Below are 20,249 nucleotides of genomic sequence, written 5' to 3' on the forward strand. Positions count from 1 at the left end.
GGTCGTGCCGGAGCGGCACGAGTCGGCGCAACCCCTCTCGGCGTCACTAATTGGCCGCCAGGCCTCCGCGCGGCTGTTGCGTTGCGCGCACCGCGGGTTTTATCTGCCCATCGACGAATGTGTACACGGTCGTGGGTGCGCCTTTCAGGTCGCCTTCAGTCGTAAATGCATAGTTCCCCGCCACGCCCTTATACCGGGCCGAAGCGAGATAGGCGCGGATCTTGTGCGGATCGGTTGATCCTTCCTTCTGAATGGCTTCCGCGACCAGCATCATCGCATCGTAGAAATTGACGCCAAAGATTTGGGTTTGCGTTTTGAACTTGGACAGGTACTGCTGCGAGAAGTCGCGCCCAGCATCGCTGGCATCGAGCGATGCACCGCTTTGCGCACAGAAAACATCCGAAGCCGCCGCTCCTGCCACTTTGCCCATGTCCGGCGAGCAGATTCCGTCACCCCCCAGAACCTTGACCCGCATGGCCAGCTGCCGAGCCTGCTTGACCAGGGGCGCGCCCTGCGCGGCATAGCCGCCATAGAAAATCACATCCGGGCGAAGCGGCTTGATCTTGGTCAGGATCGCACGAAAATCGACCGCCTTGTCATTCGAGTACTCACGACCGACCACCTTGAACCCCAATTTTTCGGCGACCTTCTCGAACTCATCGGCAACGCCTTTTCCGTATGCTGTCCGATCATCGACCACCGCGGCCGTGCGTGCGTGCAACTGCTCGTAGGCGTATTCCGCCATGCGTCCGCCAAGTTGGCCGTCATTGGCTCCCACACGAACGATATTCTTGTAGCCCTGTTGCGTTACCGTAGGATTGGATGCAACAGTCAACACCGGGATCTCAGCCTGGGCAAAAACCTTCGAAGCGGGGATCGCGACACCGGAGTTATACGGGCCGATGACTGCGACGACCCCGTCGTCCACCAGTTTTTGCGCGGCGGTCACCCCTTGCCGGGGATCGGCTTGGTCATCCTGGGAATCCAGTTCAAATTGCACGCTCTTTCCGGCTACGTTCAATCCTTTGGCGTTCAGCTGCTCAATGGCCATGCGGACGCCATTTTCATTGTCCTTACCAATCACCGCCTGCGGACCGGTGAGCGGACCGATATGGCCGATTTTGATAACGGTCGTTTGACCGAATGACAACGGGCTGGCCAAGAGAAGTGCCGCGCCGATGATAATTTCTTTATGTTTCAACATTGTCTCCACCCCACGTTGGGAGGTAAATTCACTCGATTAATTGGCATCTTCCTGGTGTGGATGAGTTGAAACATCGACACTTTCGATCTGCCTCTCGTATTTTTCGCCCGGCTATCGGGGACTTCGTCCCACAACCGCCGGTGCGTTTCTACTTTTTCTAATGTCAGCCATGATCCGGGCAGAACCACTTCCCATATAGAATAATTCCGACCAATGGTCATAACAGAGATGACATGCTGCGATCCCGCTGTGACAAGCGTCAAGTGTGCGTCATGCGCCCCCCCCTACAGACACCGACGAGGACTCGGCGGGCAATGCGGGTCAAGGACGAGATCAAGGACAAAGCCTGCAACTACGTGCTGGAAAACGCGTTATCGCTGATGCAAGACGTCGACACGGATCGTATCGGCCATACAGCAAAAAGCCCTTGATTTGTAAAATCAAGGGCTTTGCATTCTGGCGGACAAGGGGGGATTCGAACCCCCGATACGCTATTCACGTATACACGCTTTCCAGGCGTGCGCCTTCAACCGCTCGGCCACCTGTCCTGAACGCCTGCCAGGGAACCCAGCAGACGAAGTCCAACATTCTAGCACATCATCCAGCCAGACCACCGGTGGCGACCACGCCCATCCCCCCGACCATGCGTTCCACATAACGGGCGATCAGGTCGATCTCCAGATTGACCGGTGAACCGACCTCGAGATTGCGCAAGGTCGTCACCTGCACCGTGTGCGGAATCAGGTTGATGGAGATCTCCGTGCCTTCTTCCTGATCCTCGACCCGGTTGACGGTCAGGCTGACCCCATTGACCGTGATCGAGCCCTTGTAGGCCAGGTATTTCGACAGATGCGCAGGCACGATGACACGCAATTCGATCGATTCGGCCACCGCGTCCAGGACGGTGACGTGGCCGACGCCATCGACGTGGCCCGAAACCAGATGCCCATCCAGACTATCGCCCAGTCGCATGGCGTGTTCAAGATTGACCTCGCCCTCGCGGTCCAGACCGCAGGTGTGAACCAGGCTTTCCCGCGACACATCGACCTCGAAGGCCTCGTCGTGCAAGGCGACCACCGTCATGCAGGCGCCCTGGATGGCAATCGAATCCCCCAGACGGGTCGATTGCAGCGGCAATCCGCCAGCGGCGATCGTCAGGCGGACACCGGCATCGTCCCCGGCGCCCAGGGGGTGAACGTGGGTGATGCGGCCCACGGCCGCGACGATTCCAGTAAACATGATGATCCCATCCAGAAAAGTGTCGGTTGACGCTACAGGCGCCGCCCCCGCGAAGCACGCCCTACGCGGCTGCCTGCTGTTCGGTCAGACCACACGCGGCCCTCAATGCCTGCCAACGATCCGCTTGGCGCAGATGCAGGCGCATGTCCCGGCCCAACTGTACCGCATCCAGGAATTCATAACGGTAAGCCTGATCCAGCCCGGCGATGGGCGCCGGCAAAGCCGCCAGACCCTGCCCCGCCCCCAGGACGCAGGGCGCGACATAGCCGATCCATTCATCGACATGATTGCCCGCCACCAGAGCACCCAGCAGGCGCGCCCCGGCCTCGACGTGCACCTCGTTGATTTCGTGCGCGCCCAGCCACTGCATGAGGCCATCCAGATCGATGGCGCCGTTGCTGCCGACCGGTAGCTGAATGACCCGCACGTTACGCGCCGCCAACCGCGCCGCCTTGCCGGCATCGACCCGGGACGTGAACACCCAGACCGGGTTGCCGTTGAAGAGTCGCGCCCGCTCGGAAATGATGAACTGGGTATCCAGCACGGCGCGGATCGGCTGCCGCACCGTCTGGACCGCGCGCACGTCCAGCATGGGATCGTCGGACAACACCGTGCCAATCCCGGTCAGGACGAGACAGGCCCGGGCACGCCAACGATGCCCGTCGGCGCGGGCGGATTCCCCGGTGATCCACTGGGACCGTCCGTCCGGCAGTGCCGTGTGCCCGTCAAAGGATGCCGCCGATTTCAGCCACACCCAGGGGGTGCCACGCGTCATGCGGGCGCAGAAACCCGGGTTCTGAGCGAGTGCGTCTTCGGCAAACAGGCCGACAGCCACCGTAATACCGGCGGCGCGCAGGCGCCCGATCCCGTGTCCGCATACCCGCGGGTTCGGATCCTGCAAGGCGACCACGACGCGCGCGACCCCGGCGGCGATCAGCGCATCCGCACAAGGCGGCGTACGCCCCTGATGACTGCAAGGTTCCAGTGTGACGTAGGCGGTGGCCCCGTGGACGTCAATCCCCTGCTCGGCCGCTGCCTGCAAGGCCTGGGCCTCGGCGTGGCGCCCGCCGACCGCCTGCGTGCTGCCTTCGGCCAGCCAGCGGCCGTCGCGCACCAGCACACAGCCGACGCGAGGATTTGGATTGCTGACGAAAAGTGCCTGTTCAGCCACCGCCAGGGCCCGCCGCATCCAACGGTGATCCTCGGTGGAAAAGGCGGTGGATTCAGGCCCCGTCATGATCGTCGCCATCATTGGCGGTCTGGAATTCGTCGATTGTCTGCACGAATTCGTGGATGTTCTCGAAGCTGCGATAGACCGAGGCGAACCGCACATAGGCCACCTGGTCGAGCTCGCGCAGGGCCTCCATGACGAGTTCGCCCACATAACCGGACGGGACTTCGCGCTTGCCGCTGGTCAGCAGGCGTTCCTGGATACGGGCGACGGCGGCGTCCAGCGCGGTGGCGCTGACAGGCCGCTTGCGCAGGGCCAGAGCCATGCTGGCCCGCAGCTTGGCCGGATCGAAATCAACCCGGGCCCCGTTGCGCTTGACGACCGCCGGCATCATGAGATCGACGCGTTCGTAGGTCGTGAAACGCCGATCGCAGTCGGTGCAGCGCCGGCGCCGACGGATCGTGTCGCCTTCTTCGGAGACCCGGGAATCCACCACCTGGGTATCGGGACAGCTGCAGAACGGACACTTCATCAGGATGACGGGTGCCCGTCGGCACCCGCTCCGGTTGGATTAGCGATAGACAGGCAGGCGCGTGGTCAGTTCGTTGACTTTGGCACGCACGCGCGCAACGTTGTCGGCGTCGTTGGGATTGTCGAGCACGTCGGCGATCAGATTGCCGGTGAGCTCGGCCTCGGCTTCCTTGAAGCCGCGCGTGGTCATGGCGGGCGTCCCCAGGCGGATGCCGCTGGTGACGAAAGGCTTTTCCGGGTCGTGCGGAATGGCGTTCTTGTTGACCGTGATGTGGGCCTGACCCAGGACGGCCTCGGCGGCTTTGCCGGTGATGCCCTTGGCGCGCAGATCGACCAGCATGACGTGGCTTTCAGTACGGCCGGACACGATGCGCAAGCCGCGCTTGACCAAGGTATCGGCCAGCACGCGGGCGTTGGCAGCCACCTGGGCCGCATAGGCCTTGAATTCGGGCTGCAGGGCCTCGCCGAAGGCGACGGCCTTGGCCGCGATCACGTGCATCAGCGGTCCCCCTTGAATGCCCGGGAAGATCGCCGAATTGATGATCTTTTCGAATTCCGACTTCATCAGGATGACGCCGCCGCGCGGACCGCGCAAGGACTTGTGGGTCGTGGTGGTGACAAAATCGGCATGCGGCACCGGGTTGGGGTAGACCCCGCCCGCGACCAGCCCGGCATAGTGGGCGATGTCCACCATGAGCAGCGCGCCGTTGTCGTGCGCGATGCGCGCCATGCGTTCGAAATCGATGCGCAGGGAATAGGCCGAGGCACCGCCCACGATCAGTTTGGGCTTGATGGTGCGGGCGAGTTCTTCGAGCTGGTCGTAGTCCAGGACCTCATTGGCATCCAGGCCATAGGAATGGAATTCGTACAGTTTGCCCGAGGCGTTGACGGGCGATCCGTGCGTCAGGTGGCCGCCTTCGGCCAGGCTCATGCCCAATACCTTGTCGCCCGGCTTGAGTACCGCCATGTAGACGCCCTGATTGGCCTGCGAACCCGAATTGGGCTGCACGTTGGCCGCCTCGGCCCCGAAAATCTGTTTGACACGATCGATGGCCAGCTGTTCCACCACGTCCACGTATTCACAGCCGCCATAGTAACGCTTGCCCGGATAGCCTTCGGCGTATTTATTGGTGAGCTGGGTGCCCTGGGCCTGCATGACGGCGGGGCTGGCGTAGTTTTCCGAAGCGATCAGTTCGATGTGCTGTTCCTGGCGGGCGTTTTCCTGTTGGATAGCGGCCCAGATGGCCGGATCGGCCTGATCGAGAGTGCGGGAGCGGACAAACATGGGGATTCCTGAGGACTGAAGGATATGAAAGCGATTGAAACGGGTCGGGTCAGCCCATTCTAGCGCGAACCCGGCGCATCACAGCGCATGCAGCCGGGGGTTCAAGGTATAGCTGCCGCTGATGGAGGCCTTGGCCAGCACGTGACCCTGCATGGCCGCCAGCGCCTGAGGCCCGGTAAACCGGCCCGAGACGCCCAGCTCGGCGACATCCAGGGCGTAAACGGTGAAAACGTAGTGATGGACGATCGCATCGTTCCAGGGCGGGCATGGCCCGTCATAGCCGAAATAATCGCCGCTCATGTCGCGGTCGGCGGCAAACCAGTCGGTATAGTCGTTCAGCCCCTGACGAGTGCCGTCCAGCGCCAGAGGGCCGGCCTTGCCGCGTGGCGTGATGCCGCTGGAATAGCTGCCTTCGGGCAGGTTGCGCACGTCGGCGCCTACGTCGACCAACACCCAGTGGTGAAAATCCGTGCGCGGCAGGTCGGCCGGAACCTCGCGACCGATCTGATTGACGTCGTCGGGCTGGGTCGGGACGTCGGGATCGACGCACAGGATGGCGAAAGACCGGACACCGTCAGGCACGTCCGACCAGGCCAGGTGCGGGTTGCAGTTACCCGCCAGGGCCACATGAGATTGCGGATCGATGCGTCCGAACGCGATGCGTTCGGGAATGACCCCCTGATCGGGGAAAGATTCGCTGTGCAGTTTCATGGGCCCTCCGGGGAGTTGGCCTAGGTCAGGGTAACCCGGGCGAATTTGCGTTTGCCGACCTGCATGACGTAGGTGCCAGCCGGCAACTGCAGGGATTTGTCTTCGATCCGTTCGCCGTCGATGCGCACGCCGCCTTGTTCGATGTTGCGCTGCGCCTCGGAGGCCGAAGCCGCCAGACCGGATTCGCGCAGGATTTTCAGGATGCCCATGGGCGATGCGCCTGCGGTGACTTCCGGCATGTTTTCCGGAATGACCCCATCCCGGAACTGTGCGTTGAAGTGTTCCAGCGCCTGACTGCCGCAGCCCGCCCCATGGAAGCGGTCCACGACTTCCTGGGCCAGCAGGACCTTGGCATCGCGCGGATTGCGCCCGCCCTCGATTTCCGCCTGCAGGCCGGCAATGGCGTTCAGCGAACGAAACGACAGCAGTTCAAAATAGCGCCACATCAGGGTGTCGGAAATCGACATCAGCTTGCCGAACATGGAGTCCGGCGTTTCGGTGATGCCGATGTAGTTGCCCTTGGATTTGGACATCTTTTCGACCCCGTCGATACCCTCGAGCAAGGGCATCGTCAGGATGCACTGGGGTTCCTGGCCGTATTCCTTTTGCAGTTCGCGGCCGACCAGCAAGTTGAATTTCTGGTCGGTGCCACCGAGTTCCAGGTCGGCCTTCAGGGCCACCGAGTCGTACCCCTGCAGCAGCGGATACAGGAATTCGTGAACCGAAATCGGCACGCCGCCCCGGAAGCGACGGGTGAAGTCGTCGCGCTCCATCATGCGCGCCACGGTGTAACGGGAGGCGAGCTGGATCAACCCACGCGCACCCAGCGGGTCGCACCATTCGGAGTTGTAGCGGATTTCGGTGCGCGTCGGGTCCAGCACCAGGCTGGCCTGCGCGTAATAGGTTTCGGCGTTGGCCCGGATCTGTTCCGGCGTCAACGGCGGGCGGGTGGTGTTGCGCCCGCTGGGGTCGCCGATCTGGGCGGTGAAGTCGCCAATCAGGAAGATCACGGTATGACCCAGATCCTGCAACTGACGCATTTTGTTCAGGACGACCGTGTGCCCAAGGTGAATGTCGGGCGCGGTGGGATCCAGGCCCAGTTTGATGCGCAAGGGCGTGCCGGTTGCGCGGCTGCGGGCCAGCTTGGCGGTAAATTCGGAAACCACGAGGAGCTCGTCACAGCCCCGCTGGGCCACGCGCAGATCATCGGCAATCTGGGGGTCTTCGGGAATGCTGAGAGACGACATGGCAGACGCTAATATCAGAAAAATTGAAAAAATGCTCGAAAAACGGAAGGTAATGCGCTAGCATAACGTGCTTTCGCAGCTTCTGTACAACACATTCGACGCCCAAGCAAGCGCCGGAACCTCATATTAGCAGAGCCTTCCGCCTGCCAGTGCCTCGTTCCTCCGGTATGCATATCCCCCGAACCGATAGCGTTCGCCAGACGAACACAGCGTCCTTGTACAGCCTGAATTTCTGAACCGATTTTTTTTGCCCATGATGCCTGAAGCCCACCAGACGCAACGCCACCGCCACATCACACGCAGTCTGCTGTTCGCCGCCGGGGGCTTGTTTCTGACCGCCGCCGCCTTGGCTGTCGTCAAACCCGCCACCCCGCCGGAACCTGTCTTCCAGGCGCGCCAGACCCTCGACCTGCCCCCCATGGGCGGAATCGCCCACAACGCAGCCCCCTACATCGCCTCGACACGCATCCGCCGTGGTGACACAGTGGCCGATTTGCTGCACCGCCTGGGAATCCGCGAGGATGGGTTGCTGACCTTCCTGACGCACGATGACAGCGCGCGATCCATCTATAAGCTCTTCCCCGGCCGCTCTGTGCAGGCCGCTCTGGACGACCAGGGCAACCTGCTGTGGCTGCGCTATGCGCACACACCCGGCACCAGCGACAAATCCGGCGTCGCGTCGGCCTGGCTCGAGATCCGGCCCGACGGGCATGGCGGCTTCGATGCACAAGAACGCACCACCGCCGCCGCGCGCGAGACCCGCATCGCGGAAGGCGAAATCACCAGTTCGCTGTTCGGCGCGGCCGACGAGGCGCAACTGCCCGACGCCATCACCCTGGAAATGGTGGACATCCTGGGCAGCCGCATCGATTTCCTGAAGGACCTGCGCAAGGGCGACCGCTTCCGTGTCGTCTACGACGCCTACATGCATGACGGCGAGGAAGTCGGCTCCGGCCGCATCAGCGCCCTGGAATTTATCAACAAGGGCAAGACCTACAGCGCAATCTGGTTCCAGGATTCCCAGGGCCAGAGTGGCTACTACGACTTCTCAGGCGCCAGCCTGAAAGGCGCCTTCCTGCGCACCGCCATCAAGTTCACACGGATCAGTTCACGCTTTGGCATGCGCATGCACCCGGTCCACAAGCACTGGGCCGGCCACAAGGGCGTGGACTACGCGGCCCCGTCGGGCACACCGATCCACGCCACGGCCGACGGCACAGTGGAATTCATCGGCCAGCAGACCGGCTACGGCAACGTCATCATCCTGAAGAACTTCGGCAAATACTCGACGCTGTACGCACACCAGAGCCGTTTCGCCTCGGGCCTGAGGAAGGGTGACCATGTGCAGCAGGGCCAGCTGATCGGCTATGTCGGCCAGACCGGCTGGGCAACCGGCCCGCACCTGCATTACGAATTCCGCATCAACAACCAGCCGGTGGACCCGCTGGCGACTGACCTGCCGCTGGCCCGCGCACTGGACACCCAAGACCGCAAGGCCTTCCAGACCCTGGTCGCCCGCTACCAGCCCCAGATGGATATGCTGGCCCAATTGCAGGACGAGCGCATCCAGATCGCCAGGCGCTAAGCACTCCGACGGGGCCCGGCACGGCGCCCCGCCGGATTCCTTTGACGGGGCACTGGTGGAACTTTCGGGCGAAATCGATCTTATGCGGGACGCTTACTTCATCGGCCTGATGTCGGGCACCAGCACAGACGGCGTGGACGGCGTGCTGGCGGCCTTCGCCCCCCCAGGCAACCCACCCCCGGCGCAAGACGCCCGCAACCTCTCCGCACCATGGTTGAACGACCGTACCGCCGCGACGGGCCGCCTGTCGATTCTTGCCGCCGCGAGCGCACCGTTGCCCCACTCTCTGCGCCAGGAGCTCCTGGCCCTGAATGCGCCGGGCACCAACGAACTGGCCCGCGCGGCACTGGCCGCCAACGCCCTGGCGGATTGCTATGCCGAGGTCGTGCGGTCCCTGCTGAGCCAGTCAGGCCTGAAGGCGACGGAGATCCGTGCCATCGGGGCTCACGGTCAGACCATCCGCCACGCACCCGAGGCAGGCTACACCCTGCAGATCAACGCACCGGCACGCCTGGCCGAACACACTGGCATCGCGGTGGTTGCGGACTTCCGCAGCCGTGACGTCGCCGCCGGTGGCCAGGGCGCGCCGCTGGTGCCGGCCTTCCACGCGGCGCGCTTTGGCTGCGGCGCGGGACGCGCCGTCCTGAACCTGGGCGGCATCGCGAATCTGACCATTCTGGACGACCCTGTGCGCGGATTCGATACCGGGCCCGCCAACATGTTGATGGACGCCTGGATCCAGCACCATGGCGGTCAGGCCTACGATCGGGACGGCGCCTGGGCCGCACAAGGCCGCTGCCATCCGGGGCTGCTATCGATACTGCTGGCCGAGCCCTGGCTCGCCCTGAATCCACCGAAATCGACGGGACGCGATCTGTTCAGCCTGGATTGGCTGCAGGCGCGCCTGGCAACGCTGCCGTCCGACGACCGGCCCGATCCCGTGGATGTTCAGGCAACGCTGCTGCGACTGTCCGTGGACACGATCGCACAGGCCGTGCGGCAGCACTCGCCAGACACCCGGGAAGTGCTGGCCTGCGGCGGCGGGGCGTTGAATCCGGTCTTCATGCAGGCGCTATCGCTCGCCCTGCCCTGCCGCCTGACGACCACAGCGGAATACGGCGTACCCGTGCAGTCCGTCGAGGCGCTGGCGTTTGCCTGGCTGGCCCAGGCTCATGTTCTGGGCCGTCCGGCCTGCCTGCCCGCCGTCACCGGCGCGCGACATGCGACGATCGCGGGGTGTCTTTACCCGGCCTGAAAACAGCACAGATCAGGGTGCGAACGAGGAACCGCAGCCGCACGTGGTGTTGGCGTTGGGATTGCGGATCACGAATTGGGAACCTTCCAGGTCGTCCTTGTAGTCGATTTCGGAACCCACCAGATACTGGAAGCTCATTGCGTCGACCAGCAGTTGCACGCCATCGCGCTCGATCGTGGTGTCGTCATCGGCCACGTCCTCGTCGAACGTGAAACCGTACTGGAAGCCGGAACAGCCGCCCCCCTGAACGAACACGCGGAGTTTGAGCGCGGCATTGCCTTCCTCGGAGAGCAGTTCACGGACCTTGGCAACGGCCGCATCGGTAAAGATCAGGGGGCTGGGCGGGACTTCGAGATCCACTTGTTCAATGGCGATCATGGTAAGGCTCCTGCGCGGACGAGGCCGCGCGATTCAAGGCAGCATCCTGGGTGGCGCGAACGGTGTCGCCTTCCAGGACTTCAAGGCGCACGGACTGAATCTGCAAACCCGCGGGCACCTGCAAAACCCCCGTGCTGCGCTGAAACTGATCAAAGACCAGGGCGAGCGGATCGCCGGTTGCGGTTGCCGCCCCGGCATCACCGGCCGCAACCGGCGGGGTCAGGTCCATTTTAACGGTTTTGCCCAGCAGGCTGCCCTGAGCCACAAAGCGCATGCGGCCTTTGAAGGATTCCGCACCAGCCGCGGCATTTCGCGTCAGCAGCACCCGGTAGCGCAGGAAATCACCGTCCGCCTGGACGTCGAAGGCGCGTACCGCCACGGCGCCGGCCGGCCCCGGCGGAATCAGCTGTTCGTAGAAAGCGAGCTGATCGCGGACATGCCCCAGCTGCTGCTGCAGTTCCGCGATCTTGTCCTGAAGCACGCGCTGTGTGCCTGCCTGCACTTCCGCATCGCTGCGCGCGGCCGCCTGAGCCTGGGTCAGTTCGGCTTGCTGCGCGCCGACCTGGGCCTGCAGCGCCTGGATGCGGTCATGATCACCCGCATGCATCCCCAGATGCATGACGACCGCGCCGGCCACGAAGACCAGCACCAACACCAGACCCAGCGTCAGCTTGTGGACAAGCCAGCGACTGAATCCACCCGGACGTGAAGGGTGCTGTGCCATGGATTACCCTCGATCAGGGCAGAACCGCCACCTGCTGCAAGCCGGTGGTTTCCGCAAAACCGAACATCAGGTTCATGTTCTGAACCGCCTGGCCGGCGGCGCCCTTCACCAGATTGTCCTGTACCACCAGCACGACCAGGGTATCGCCATCCGCGGGACGATGCACGGCGATGCGCAGCATGTTCGATGCCCGCACGGAGCGCGTCTGCGGCAGGCTGCCGGGCGGCATCACATCGACGAACGGCTCGTCGGCGTAGCGCTGCTGATACAGAGCCTGAAAATCGGTGTCCATGGCCTCGGGCAGAATACGCAGATACAAGGTCGAGAACATCCCCCGGATCATGGGCACGAGATGGGGTACGAATGTCACACCCACGGGCGTGCCCGCGATGCGGGTCAGGCATTCGGAAATTTCGGGATGGTGGCGATGGCCGGCGACCCCGTAGGCGGCGAAATTGTCGGCCGCCTCGGAAAACAGGGACCCGACCTGAGTCTTGCGGCCCGCGCCGGAGACCCCGGATTTCGAATCGGCAATGACGTGGGCGATATCCACCAGCGGCCGTCCGGCCTGCAGCAACGGGGCCATGCCCAGCAGGACCGTGGTCGGATAGCACCCCGGGTTGCCGACCACGCGGGCCTGCCGGATACGCTCGCGATCCAGCTCGGGCAGCCCATAAACGGCGTCGCGCAGGACCGCCGGACAGCTGTGCGGCATCTTGTACCAGCGCTGGAAAGCATCGACATCCTGCAACCGGAAGTCCGCCGCCAGATCGATCACCCGCACACCATGTTCCAGCAACCCGGGCGCCTGTTCCATGGCCACGCCATGGGGCGTTGCGAAAAACACCACATCGCACTGGTCCAGCGCGGCGTCCTCGGGGGTCTGGAAGCACAGGTCCACATGACCACGCAGATTCGGGAACATATCGGCCACCGGCATCCCCGATTCCTTTCGGGATGTGATGGCGTGCAGCTGGACGTTCGGGTGCTGCGACAGCAGGCGCAACAGTTCGACTCCGGTGTATCCGGTCCCGCCGACGATGCCGGCCTTGATGCGTGAAGCTGTGGTCATTGCTGCGTGGTCCTGTCCTGAAAGCGATCAGGCCCGCCAGGGCCGGCGGGCAGGGAAGTTCCTGAGATTATGGCATGCCCAAACTGGCATGCCCAAACGAAAACCCCAGCGCGAAGGCTGGGGTTTTCGTGGCGTCGCCGGGCAGCGAAGCCACCCGGAACAGCGGAATCAGCGCTTGCTGAACTGCTTCCGACGACGGGCCTTGTGGAAGCCGACCTTTTTACGTTCGACTTCGCGGGCATCGCGGGTCACCAGACCCGCCTGCTTGAGCGGCGACTTGAGCGTTTCGTCGTATTCGATCAGGGCACGCGTGATGCCGTGACGCACCGCGCCGGCCTGGCCGGATTCACCGCCGCCATGAACGTTGACGTGAAAGTCGAACGATTCCAGGTGGTTGGTCAGGGCCAGCGGCTGGCGCACGACCATGCGGCCGGTCTCGCGAGCGAAATATTCGTCGACCGGGAGGCCGTTGACGATGATTTTCCCGGTGCCCTTTTTCAGGAACACTCGCGCCACCGAAGTTTTGCGGCGGCCAGTGCCGTAATTCCAATTACCGATCATGATGGCCTATCCTCAAATATCCAGAGTTTGCGGCTGCTGCGCGGTATGCGGGTGCTCGGCACCGGCATAGACCTTCAGCTTTTTCGCCATGGCGTAGCCCAGCGGACCCTTCGGGAGCATGCCCTTGACGGCCTTTTGCAGGGCACGACCGGGGAAGCGCTGCTGCATCTTCTGGAAGTTGGTTTCCGTGATCCCGCCTGGGTAGGTCGAGTGACGGTAGTAGCGCTTGTCCTGCGCCTTGGCGCCCGTGACAACGAGTTCGGCTGCGTTGACGACGACGATGTAATCGCCCGTATCGACGTGCGGCGTGAATTCGGGTTTGTGCTTGCCACGCAGACGGCGTGCGACTTCGCTGGCCACACGGCCGAGGACCTTGCCCTTGGCGTCGATCACAAACCAGTCACGCTTGACTTCATGCGGCTTTGCCACAAAGGTCTTCATGATGGTGTTCCTGATGAAATGAATGAAAATTTCCGCTGCATTTTTGTCTGCATTTTTGTCATATCCGCCAGGGCTTTATGAAGCAACCACAGGGGGCCGAAACTGCCCGGCAACCCAGCCCGTACGGATACGATTTCAAACGGAAATCCGACCATTGTACATCAACATTGAAAGACACACGAAACGAAAGCCAAGAAGGAAACTGATTCCAACCACAATCTCTCGTGAGTCGACTATCTGTCAACAAAAAACGGCGCCCCGATCGGAAGGCGCCGTTCTTGTCAGAACCGGGCCGATCGACGGCCCGATCAGGCTATCACTTCTTCTGACGCGCCAGCGCGGCACCCAGATAATTGTCGTAAGAGCCTTCGGCCACCCGGAACCAGGGCACCACGTTGTCGCGGAACGCCATGTAGTTTTCGAAGATTTTCTTGAAGCCCGCGTTCTTGTCGGAAAATTCCTTATAGACATCATTGGACGCCTTGAACGACGCGTCCATGACCTCGCGCGGGAAGCTCTTGAGCACGGCGCCGCCGGCAATCAGGCGGCGCAGGGCCTCTGGATTGTGGGCGTCGTAGTCCTCGACCAGTTTGTTGCCCGCGGCGCGCGACGCAATGTCGATCACCGACTGGTAGGTCTTGGGCAGTTCCGCATAGGCCTTGTCGTTGACGTACAGCGACACCTGGGCGGAGCCTTCCCACCAGCCCGGGTAGTAGTAGTATTTTGCGACCTTCTGGAAGCCGAGCTTTTCATCGTCCACCGGGCCGACGAATTCCACCGCGTCCAGCGCGCCCTTTTCCAGGGACGGATAAATGTCACCTGGCGGCACCTGCTGCGGGATCACGCCCATGCGAGACAGGACTTCGCCCGCGAAACCGGCCGTGCGCATCTTCAAACCCTTCAGGTCCTCGACGGACTTGATTTCCTTTCTGTACCAGCCGCCCATCTGGGTGCCGGTATTGCCCAGGGGGAAGTTGACGATGCCGCGCGGCGCGAACAGTTCGCGCATCAGCTTCATGCCGTCACCCTGGTACATCCAGGCATTCATCTGGCGCACGTTCAGGCCGAACGGCACCGCCGTGTCGAAGCAGAACGACGGATCCTTGCCGTAATAGTAATAGGAAGCAGTCTGGCCGCATTCCACTGTGCGGTTGCCCACCGCATCCATGACGCCGTACCCCGGCACCAGTTCACCGGCTGGGTACAGGCGGATGTTGAAATTGCCGTCGGTCAGTTCCTTGACCATGCTGCAAAACAGCTGCGCCGTGGAAAACAGCGGCGGCAACGACGGACCGTAGGTCGATGTCATCTTCCAGTTGATCTGGGGATTGGCCTGCGCGATAGCCGGAGCAGCCACGGCCGCGGTACCCGCGACAGCCCCGAACCCGGCTTGTTTCAGAAATGCACGACGCTGCATGATGATCGTTCTCCCTTGGTGTTCGAATATGAAGATGCTTCACAATATTACACTGTGCGCGCTGCCGCTTCGCAGAGGCTACGGCGCGCGACTGACCCCGGCCTGGCAGCGGCAGGCTACTGGCCAGCCACCGCCATCCGTTCGATCAACACCGAGCCGATGGATTTTGCCCCACGCGCATGCACATCAGCCCCCACGGCAACGATCTGACGGAACATGTCGGCCAGATTGCCGGCGATCGTGATTTCGTGCACCGGATGGCGGATCTTGCCGCCCTGGACCCAATAACCAAAAGCCCCGCGCGAATAATCTCCCGTCACGTAATTCACGCCCTGGCCGATCAGTTCGGTGACCAGCAACCCGGTGTCCATTTTGCGCAGCATGGCGTCCAGGTCATCAGCCGGATTCGTCAGCCGTGACCGCAAGCTGAGGTTATGCGCCCCCCCCGCATTGCCCGTCGTGGCCATGCCCAGCTTGCGGGCGGTGTAGGTGGACAGGAAATACCCGTTCAATACTCCGCGATCCACCACCTGGCGCGCCTGCGGCCGTACCCCTTCGGCATCAAAAGGCGAACTGCCCTGAGCACCCGGAACATATGGATTTTCGATGACGTCCAGGTGATCCGCCAGGACGGATTTGCCCAGGGAATCCAGCAGGAAACTGGCCTTGCGATACAGCGCGCCGCCGCTGGTCGCCTGCACCAGCGCCCCCAGCAGGCCGACGGCCAGGGGTGCCTCGAACAGGACCGGAAAGTGGCCCGTCTTCACGACCCTGGCGTTCAATCGGGACAAGGCCCGTTCTGCGGCATAGCGGCCCACCAGGGCGGGCGCCGCCAGATCCTGGGCGCGCCGCGCCGAGGTATACCAGAAGTCGCGCTCCATGCCGTCTCCGCGACCAGCGATGGGCGCGACCGACAGGCTATGGCGCGAATAGGGATAGCCCCCCAGGAAGCCGCGCGAATTGCCCAGGACGAAATGGCCTTCCATGGTGTCCAGCGACGCACCTTCGGTGTTGGTGATGCCAGGGCTGGTCGCCAATGCGGCGCGTTCCGCCTGGATAGCCAGGCGCGCCGCGCCCGCCACGTCGATCGCCCACGGATGATGCAGGTCCAGATCCGGATAATGCTGTGCCAGCTGATCGGCATCCGGCAGGCCGGCAGCGGGATCTTCGGCCGTGTGCCGGGCGATGTGCCAGGCTGCTTCCACCGTGCGCTGAAGGGCATCCGCGGAGAAGTCGGACGTCGACGCCGAGCCCCGTCGCTGACCGGCGAACACTGTGACAGCCAGCGATCGGTCGCGTGTCTGCTCGATGGTTTCCAGCGTCCGTTGGCGCACGGCGACCGACAGCCCCCGGCTTTCGGAGACCTCGGCGGCCGCGTCCGTGGCGCCCGCCTGGCGCGCACGTCGCAGAGTATCGGTCACCAATTCACGGAACTGGGCCTGCTGGGCTGGAATATCCAGGAAATCATCGGTGTGTTCGTTCATGCGCAATCTGCCGGAGTCGGGACGGTTATGATAGCCAATTGAAAACCATTTTATGCGCTAACTCATGGAAGATCGCCTGCCGGAGGATAGCTCCGACCTGGATCAACGGCCCAGCAAGTCCCAGGTCAAACGCGACCTGCACGCCCTGCTGGACCTGGGGCGCGAGCTGATCGCCCTGCCTTCCGCCCGATTAGCCCAGCTGCCACTGGAAGAATCGCTACGCGAAGCCATCGCCCTGGCCCAGCGCATCCACGCCAACGAAGGCCGCCGCCGGCAAACTCATTATGTCGGCAAGCTCCTGCGCCGCGCGGACGCCCAGGCGCTGCGCCGCCAGCTGGATGAGTGGTCCAACGGATCCCGGGACCAGACGCGGGCCATGCATCGGCTGGAAGCCCTGCGCGACCGCCTACTCGACAGCGACGAGGCACTGACCCAACTGCTGGAATCCTTCCCGCAACTGGACATCCAGGCGCTGCGTGCGCAGATTCGCGCCGCCCGCAAGGAAGCCCGCGACAACACGGCGCTCCCCGAGGGGCGCGAACCGGGCCGCAAACACTACCGCGCCCTGTTCCAGACACTGAAACAACTCGAGTTCAAGGACGACACGGACGGCCATGCTGGAAACGATTGAACGCACCACAGGCCCGAACCCCACCCACAGCGTGATCTGGCTGCATGGCTTGGGGGCGGACGGACACGATTTCGAGCCTGTCGTACCCGAACTGGCCCACCCCGATCTGCCGGACATCCGCTTCGTCTTTCCGCATGCGCCGGTGCGCCCGGTCACCCTCAACCAGGGCATGTCCATGCGCGCATGGTTCGACCTGTACGGCCTGGATCGCGACGCGCACGAGGACATCGACGGCATCCGGACCACCCGCCACGCCGTCACGGATCTGATCGCCCGCGAAGCCGAGCGCGGCATTCCCCAGGAACGCATTGTCCTGGCGGGGTTTTCCCAAGGCTGCGCCATGGCCCTGTACACCGGCCTGCGGCTGGAACACCGCCTGGCCGGCCTGATCGGCCTGTCGGGCTATCTGCCGCTGCGCAACACCCTGGCGGCGGAACTGCATCCCGCCAATGCCGCGACACCGATCTTCATGGCGCACGGCACTGATGACATGGTCGTGCCGCTGGCGTTTGCCGAAACCAGCCGCGACGCGATGACGCGGCTGGGCTGCGCCGTGGAATGGCACACGTATCCGATGCCGCACGGTCTGCATCCCCAGGAACTGGATGATATCCGGATGTTTCTGGTGCGTGTTCTGGGGTAGGAAATAGCCTGCAGGCCACTCCGATGAATCTGGCACAAAATGATCCGCAGGGATCTCTTGGTGCGGTGCATCCCTCCACCTCGCAGCTTGTAAGCCGCTCGGATTCGCCCGGCACGAAATAGCCCGCAGGGGCTATTTCGTGCCCAGGCTCATCCATACCCTTCGCATGCCTGGGTCTTCTTCGTCGGGATCGTTGCGAAACCCCAGGGACGACATCAGGCCGAGCATCGCCCGGTTGGTTGCCAGCACAATGCCCTCGATGTAGCTCAGGCTCTGGCGCCGTGCCACACGGATCAGGCTGCGCATGAGTTCCGCGCCCAGGCCGCGCCGTTGCCAGTCGTCGGCGATCACCAGCGCGTATTCCGCCCCCTGCCCATCTGCATTGCGCAGATAGTGCGCGAACCCGACGATGCGTTCGCGCAGCAGACCCCGATTTTCCGGATTGGGGACCTGCGCGGTCGCGACCAGGGCGACCTCGCGGTCGTAGTCGATGCGCGTATAGCGCGCCTGCATGCGCGGCGTGAGCTCGCGCAGCATCGACACGAACCGCATGTAGCGTGACTCGTCGGACAGTCCGCGCACAAATTCCTGCAGCAACGAGGCGTCCTCGGGGCGGATAGGGCGCAACAGCCATTCCTGGCCGTTGTCCATCACCATGGAACGTACAAGGCGACGGGGATAGGGGTGGATCGCCATATGCCGATAGGCACGGTTTTCCGGCCGCTCGCCGTCGTAGTCCGGGTCCAGGCCGATCTGGATGTCGCCCGCGAACAGACTGCTGTCGTCCCACCACAGGGGGTCGATCGACACGCTGCGGACACCCGGCAGTTCGCTGATGACTTCCGAAATGCGTTCCAGCGATTCGCGCAGTTGTTCGAACACCGCCGGGCTCAATTCGCGTTCCAGCACGCGCGACCAGAATTTGCCGCGCTGGATCAGCTGACGGGCCAGATAGTTGTTGAGCGGCGGAAGTTCGATCTCACGATGCGGTGACGCCAGCCGGGCCGTGCGCCCACCCGGACCGAACTGGATGTAGGGGCCGAACTGCGCATCCTGGCGCACATGGATGGCCATGGGGATGTTGCGCCGCGCCGGTTCGGGGATGCCTGCCGGGTCCTCGACCTGGATCGGCACGTGGAAGCAGTCCAGCAGCCAGCGGCAGCTGGGGCGATCCAGTACCGTCCGCCCCGACATGATGGCGTCGCTGAGCAGGGTGCGCGCCTCGTCCAGGCGTGGCGGCCGATTCAACATTTCGGGTGGCAGGGCCTGCTGTGCCAAGGTCTGGTTGTAGTGATAGGTCGCCAGGATGCCAAAGGCATTGGCGGCCGCCTCCGGGGTCCGGAATGCCGGCAGGCCGATGGAATCCAGCCGATGCCGTTGGGGACGCATCGACGCATCCCCCAGGAAACAGGAAATGATGGGCTTGACTGCCGACTGGGAGAACTGTGCCAGGGCTTCAGCCGCCCCGTCCATGTCCGACAAGGCATCTGGCGCGATCAGCACCAGCACCCCATCGACATTGCCGTCCGCCGCCAGCAGCGTCAAGGTTTGCCGCAGGCGTGCCGAATCGAGCGGCGCGTGGCTGATGACGGGATTACCGACGGCGGCGCCGGGTTCCAGCAACGCGGCGAGATCGCGTCGCGTCTGGGTACCCGGCTCGGCGCGCGACACCGGACCGCCTGACCCGATGGCATCCAGCGCCAGGTGGGCCGCTCCATGACCGTTGGAAAACAGTGCAATCCGCCGCCCACGCTGATGTTTGGCGTGCACCAGCACCTTCAGCGCCGAAAACAGCTGGACGAAGAACCGGATACGCACGGCGCCGGTGCGCCGCAACAGCGCATCGAACACCGCGTCGGCAGCCGGTTGATGGTCCCCCCCCTGGCGGCCGGCCTTCAGCACGATCACGGGCTTGACGCTGGCGGCGGCCATCAGGGCGCTGGTAAAGCGCCGGGAAGAGTCCGCTTCTTCCAGATACAGCACGATGCTGTCCGAACGCGGGTCCATGGACAGGTATTCGAGAACGTCGGCCACCGTGACACCCGAGGTGTCGCCCGTGGATACGACGGCGGAGAACCCCAGCTGGATGTCGCCTGCCCAGTCCAACACGGCGGCGGCCACCATGCGCGACTGGGCGACCAGCGCGACCCTGCCGACCGGCGCGCCCTGCGCATCGAGCCCCAGATTCAGCCCCAGGTGGGGACGCTGGATGCCCAGCGCGCCAGGCCCGAGGACGAGGCAATCGTTCATCTGCCCCCAGGCCTGGCAGTAAGCGCGGGTTTCCAGAGGATTGGCGGAAGGCGTTTCGTGCGGCAACAGGACCAGCGCACGAGGATGATGTGCACGCAGATCGCCGAGCGCAGCCGGCAACCGGGCCGGGTCTATGCACAGCAGGGCCATGTCCAGCCGCTGCCCATCCTGAAGGAAGTCCAGCCGCGCCGGCAGTTGCCACTGCCCGTTGGCGCCCACCGGCACGGCGGCGATCCGCCCGCGCAACAGGGTCGGCGGTGCCTGCACCACCGGCAGTTCACGGGAACTGAGAACCAGCAAGGAGCGCGGCTCGAACAAAGCCGCCAGACGATGACGCAACATGAATGAGGCCCTGGACACCCGAATACGGGCTGTCCCTTAAAATACACGATTTCCACCCTGATTCTACAGGGGTTTCTT

The 20,249-nt window shown here is 63.5% G+C and carries 19 protein-coding genes and 1 tRNA gene; 4 read left to right on the forward strand and 16 right to left on the reverse strand.

The genetic code is table 11. The features are described from left to right. Window positions 1-46: 46 nt before the first annotated feature. From ABCV34_RS10530 to tyrS, 8 genes are all read right to left on the reverse strand, one after another. Complete coding sequence (locus ABCV34_RS10530) at window positions 47-1,204, reverse strand: branched-chain amino acid ABC transporter substrate-binding protein (RefSeq protein ID WP_345796177.1); 1,158 nt, start codon at window positions 1,202-1,204, stop codon at window positions 47-49. Between the two features lie 457 nt (window positions 1,205-1,661). Continuing rightward, a tRNA-Ser gene (locus ABCV34_RS10535) sits at window positions 1,662-1,752 on the reverse strand. A 49-nt stretch (window positions 1,753-1,801) separates the two neighbouring features. Continuing rightward, on the reverse strand, window positions 1,802-2,443 hold the full coding sequence (locus ABCV34_RS10540) for a riboflavin synthase (RefSeq protein WP_345796178.1): 642 nt from the start codon (window positions 2,441-2,443) through the stop codon (window positions 1,802-1,804). 61 nt (window positions 2,444-2,504) lie between these two features. Next, window positions 2,505-3,680, reverse strand: coding sequence for a bifunctional diaminohydroxyphosphoribosylaminopyrimidine deaminase/5-amino-6-(5-phosphoribosylamino)uracil reductase RibD (gene ribD / locus ABCV34_RS10545; RefSeq protein WP_345796179.1), 1,176 nt, complete (start codon window positions 3,678-3,680; stop codon window positions 2,505-2,507). Continuing rightward, window positions 3,667-4,146, reverse strand: a complete 480-nt coding sequence (nrdR, locus tag ABCV34_RS10550) for a transcriptional regulator NrdR (protein ID WP_345796180.1) — start codon at window positions 4,144-4,146, stop codon at window positions 3,667-3,669. The genes ribD and nrdR overlap by 14 nt, the downstream gene beginning before the upstream one ends. 39 nt (window positions 4,147-4,185) lie before the next feature. Next, window positions 4,186-5,430 carry a serine hydroxymethyltransferase gene (glyA, locus tag ABCV34_RS10555; protein ID WP_345796181.1) on the reverse strand — a complete coding sequence of 415 codons (1,245 nt, stop codon included), beginning with the start codon at window positions 5,428-5,430 and terminating at the stop codon, window positions 4,186-4,188. 78 nt (window positions 5,431-5,508) lie between these two features. Next, complete coding sequence (locus ABCV34_RS10560; protein ID WP_345796182.1) at window positions 5,509-6,141, reverse strand: YbhB/YbcL family Raf kinase inhibitor-like protein; 633 nt, start codon at window positions 6,139-6,141, stop codon at window positions 5,509-5,511. Between the two features lie 20 nt (window positions 6,142-6,161). Beyond that, window positions 6,162-7,388, reverse strand: coding sequence for a tyrosine--tRNA ligase (tyrS, locus tag ABCV34_RS10565; protein WP_345796183.1), 1,227 nt, complete (start codon window positions 7,386-7,388; stop codon window positions 6,162-6,164). Window positions 7,389-7,641: 253 nt separating this feature from the next. Here tyrS and ABCV34_RS10570 point away from each other — a divergent pair, with 253 nt between their 5' ends. Both ABCV34_RS10570 and ABCV34_RS10575 read left to right on the forward strand, forming a co-directional pair. Further along, window positions 7,642-8,973 (forward strand): peptidoglycan DD-metalloendopeptidase family protein, encoded by a 1,332-nt coding sequence (locus tag ABCV34_RS10570; RefSeq protein WP_345796184.1) that lies wholly within the window; start codon window positions 7,642-7,644, stop codon window positions 8,971-8,973. 82 nt (window positions 8,974-9,055) lie between these two features. After that, on the forward strand, window positions 9,056-10,228 hold the full coding sequence (locus ABCV34_RS10575) for an anhydro-N-acetylmuramic acid kinase (protein WP_345796185.1): 1,173 nt from the start codon (window positions 9,056-9,058) through the stop codon (window positions 10,226-10,228). 12 nt (window positions 10,229-10,240) lie between these two features. Here ABCV34_RS10575 and erpA read toward each other — a convergent pair whose 3' ends face one another. From erpA to pmbA, 7 genes are all read right to left on the reverse strand, one after another. Further along, complete coding sequence (gene erpA / locus ABCV34_RS10580) at window positions 10,241-10,606, reverse strand: iron-sulfur cluster insertion protein ErpA (RefSeq protein WP_345796186.1); 366 nt, start codon at window positions 10,604-10,606, stop codon at window positions 10,241-10,243. Continuing rightward, entirely contained in the window at window positions 10,593-11,330 is a 738-nt protein-coding gene (locus ABCV34_RS10585; protein WP_345796187.1) for a DUF6776 family protein, read from the reverse strand. The genes erpA and ABCV34_RS10585 overlap by 14 nt, the downstream gene beginning before the upstream one ends. Before the next feature lie 13 nt (window positions 11,331-11,343). Further along, window positions 11,344-12,402, reverse strand: a complete 1,059-nt coding sequence (gene argC / locus ABCV34_RS10590; protein ID WP_345796188.1) for an N-acetyl-gamma-glutamyl-phosphate reductase — start codon at window positions 12,400-12,402, stop codon at window positions 11,344-11,346. Between the two features lie 168 nt (window positions 12,403-12,570). After that, complete coding sequence (gene rpsI, locus ABCV34_RS10595; RefSeq protein ID WP_345796189.1) at window positions 12,571-12,963, reverse strand: 30S ribosomal protein S9; 393 nt, start codon at window positions 12,961-12,963, stop codon at window positions 12,571-12,573. A gap of 12 nt (window positions 12,964-12,975) precedes the next feature. Beyond that, on the reverse strand, window positions 12,976-13,404 hold the full coding sequence (gene rplM / locus ABCV34_RS10600; RefSeq protein ID WP_345796190.1) for a 50S ribosomal protein L13: 429 nt from the start codon (window positions 13,402-13,404) through the stop codon (window positions 12,976-12,978). A 316-nt stretch (window positions 13,405-13,720) separates the two neighbouring features. Beyond that, window positions 13,721-14,821, reverse strand: a complete 1,101-nt coding sequence (locus ABCV34_RS10605; protein WP_345796191.1) for a TRAP transporter substrate-binding protein — start codon at window positions 14,819-14,821, stop codon at window positions 13,721-13,723. A 116-nt stretch (window positions 14,822-14,937) separates the two neighbouring features. Continuing rightward, window positions 14,938-16,305: a metalloprotease PmbA gene (pmbA, locus tag ABCV34_RS10610; RefSeq protein ID WP_345796192.1), complete on the reverse strand. Its 1,368-nt coding sequence runs from the start codon at window positions 16,303-16,305 to the stop codon at window positions 14,938-14,940. 64 nt (window positions 16,306-16,369) lie between these two features. Between pmbA and yjgA the strand changes: the two genes are divergently transcribed. Both yjgA and ABCV34_RS10620 read left to right on the forward strand, forming a co-directional pair. Continuing rightward, window positions 16,370-16,936 carry a ribosome biogenesis factor YjgA gene (yjgA, locus tag ABCV34_RS10615; protein WP_345796194.1) on the forward strand — a complete coding sequence of 189 codons (567 nt, stop codon included), beginning with the start codon at window positions 16,370-16,372 and terminating at the stop codon, window positions 16,934-16,936. Next, window positions 16,920-17,579: a dienelactone hydrolase family protein gene (locus tag ABCV34_RS10620; RefSeq protein ID WP_345796195.1), complete on the forward strand. Its 660-nt coding sequence runs from the start codon at window positions 16,920-16,922 to the stop codon at window positions 17,577-17,579. Before yjgA ends, ABCV34_RS10620 begins: the two co-directional genes overlap by 17 nt. A 132-nt stretch (window positions 17,580-17,711) precedes the next feature. On the opposite strand, the gene ABCV34_RS10625 is transcribed toward ABCV34_RS10620, so the two are convergent. Beyond that, window positions 17,712-20,171, reverse strand: a complete 2,460-nt coding sequence (locus ABCV34_RS10625; RefSeq protein WP_345796196.1) for a GNAT family N-acetyltransferase — start codon at window positions 20,169-20,171, stop codon at window positions 17,712-17,714. Window positions 20,172-20,249 lie beyond the last annotated feature (78 nt).

The organism is Castellaniella sp. MT123, from assembly GCF_039614765.1.
Classification (GTDB): domain Bacteria; phylum Pseudomonadota; class Gammaproteobacteria; order Burkholderiales; family Burkholderiaceae_B; genus Castellaniella.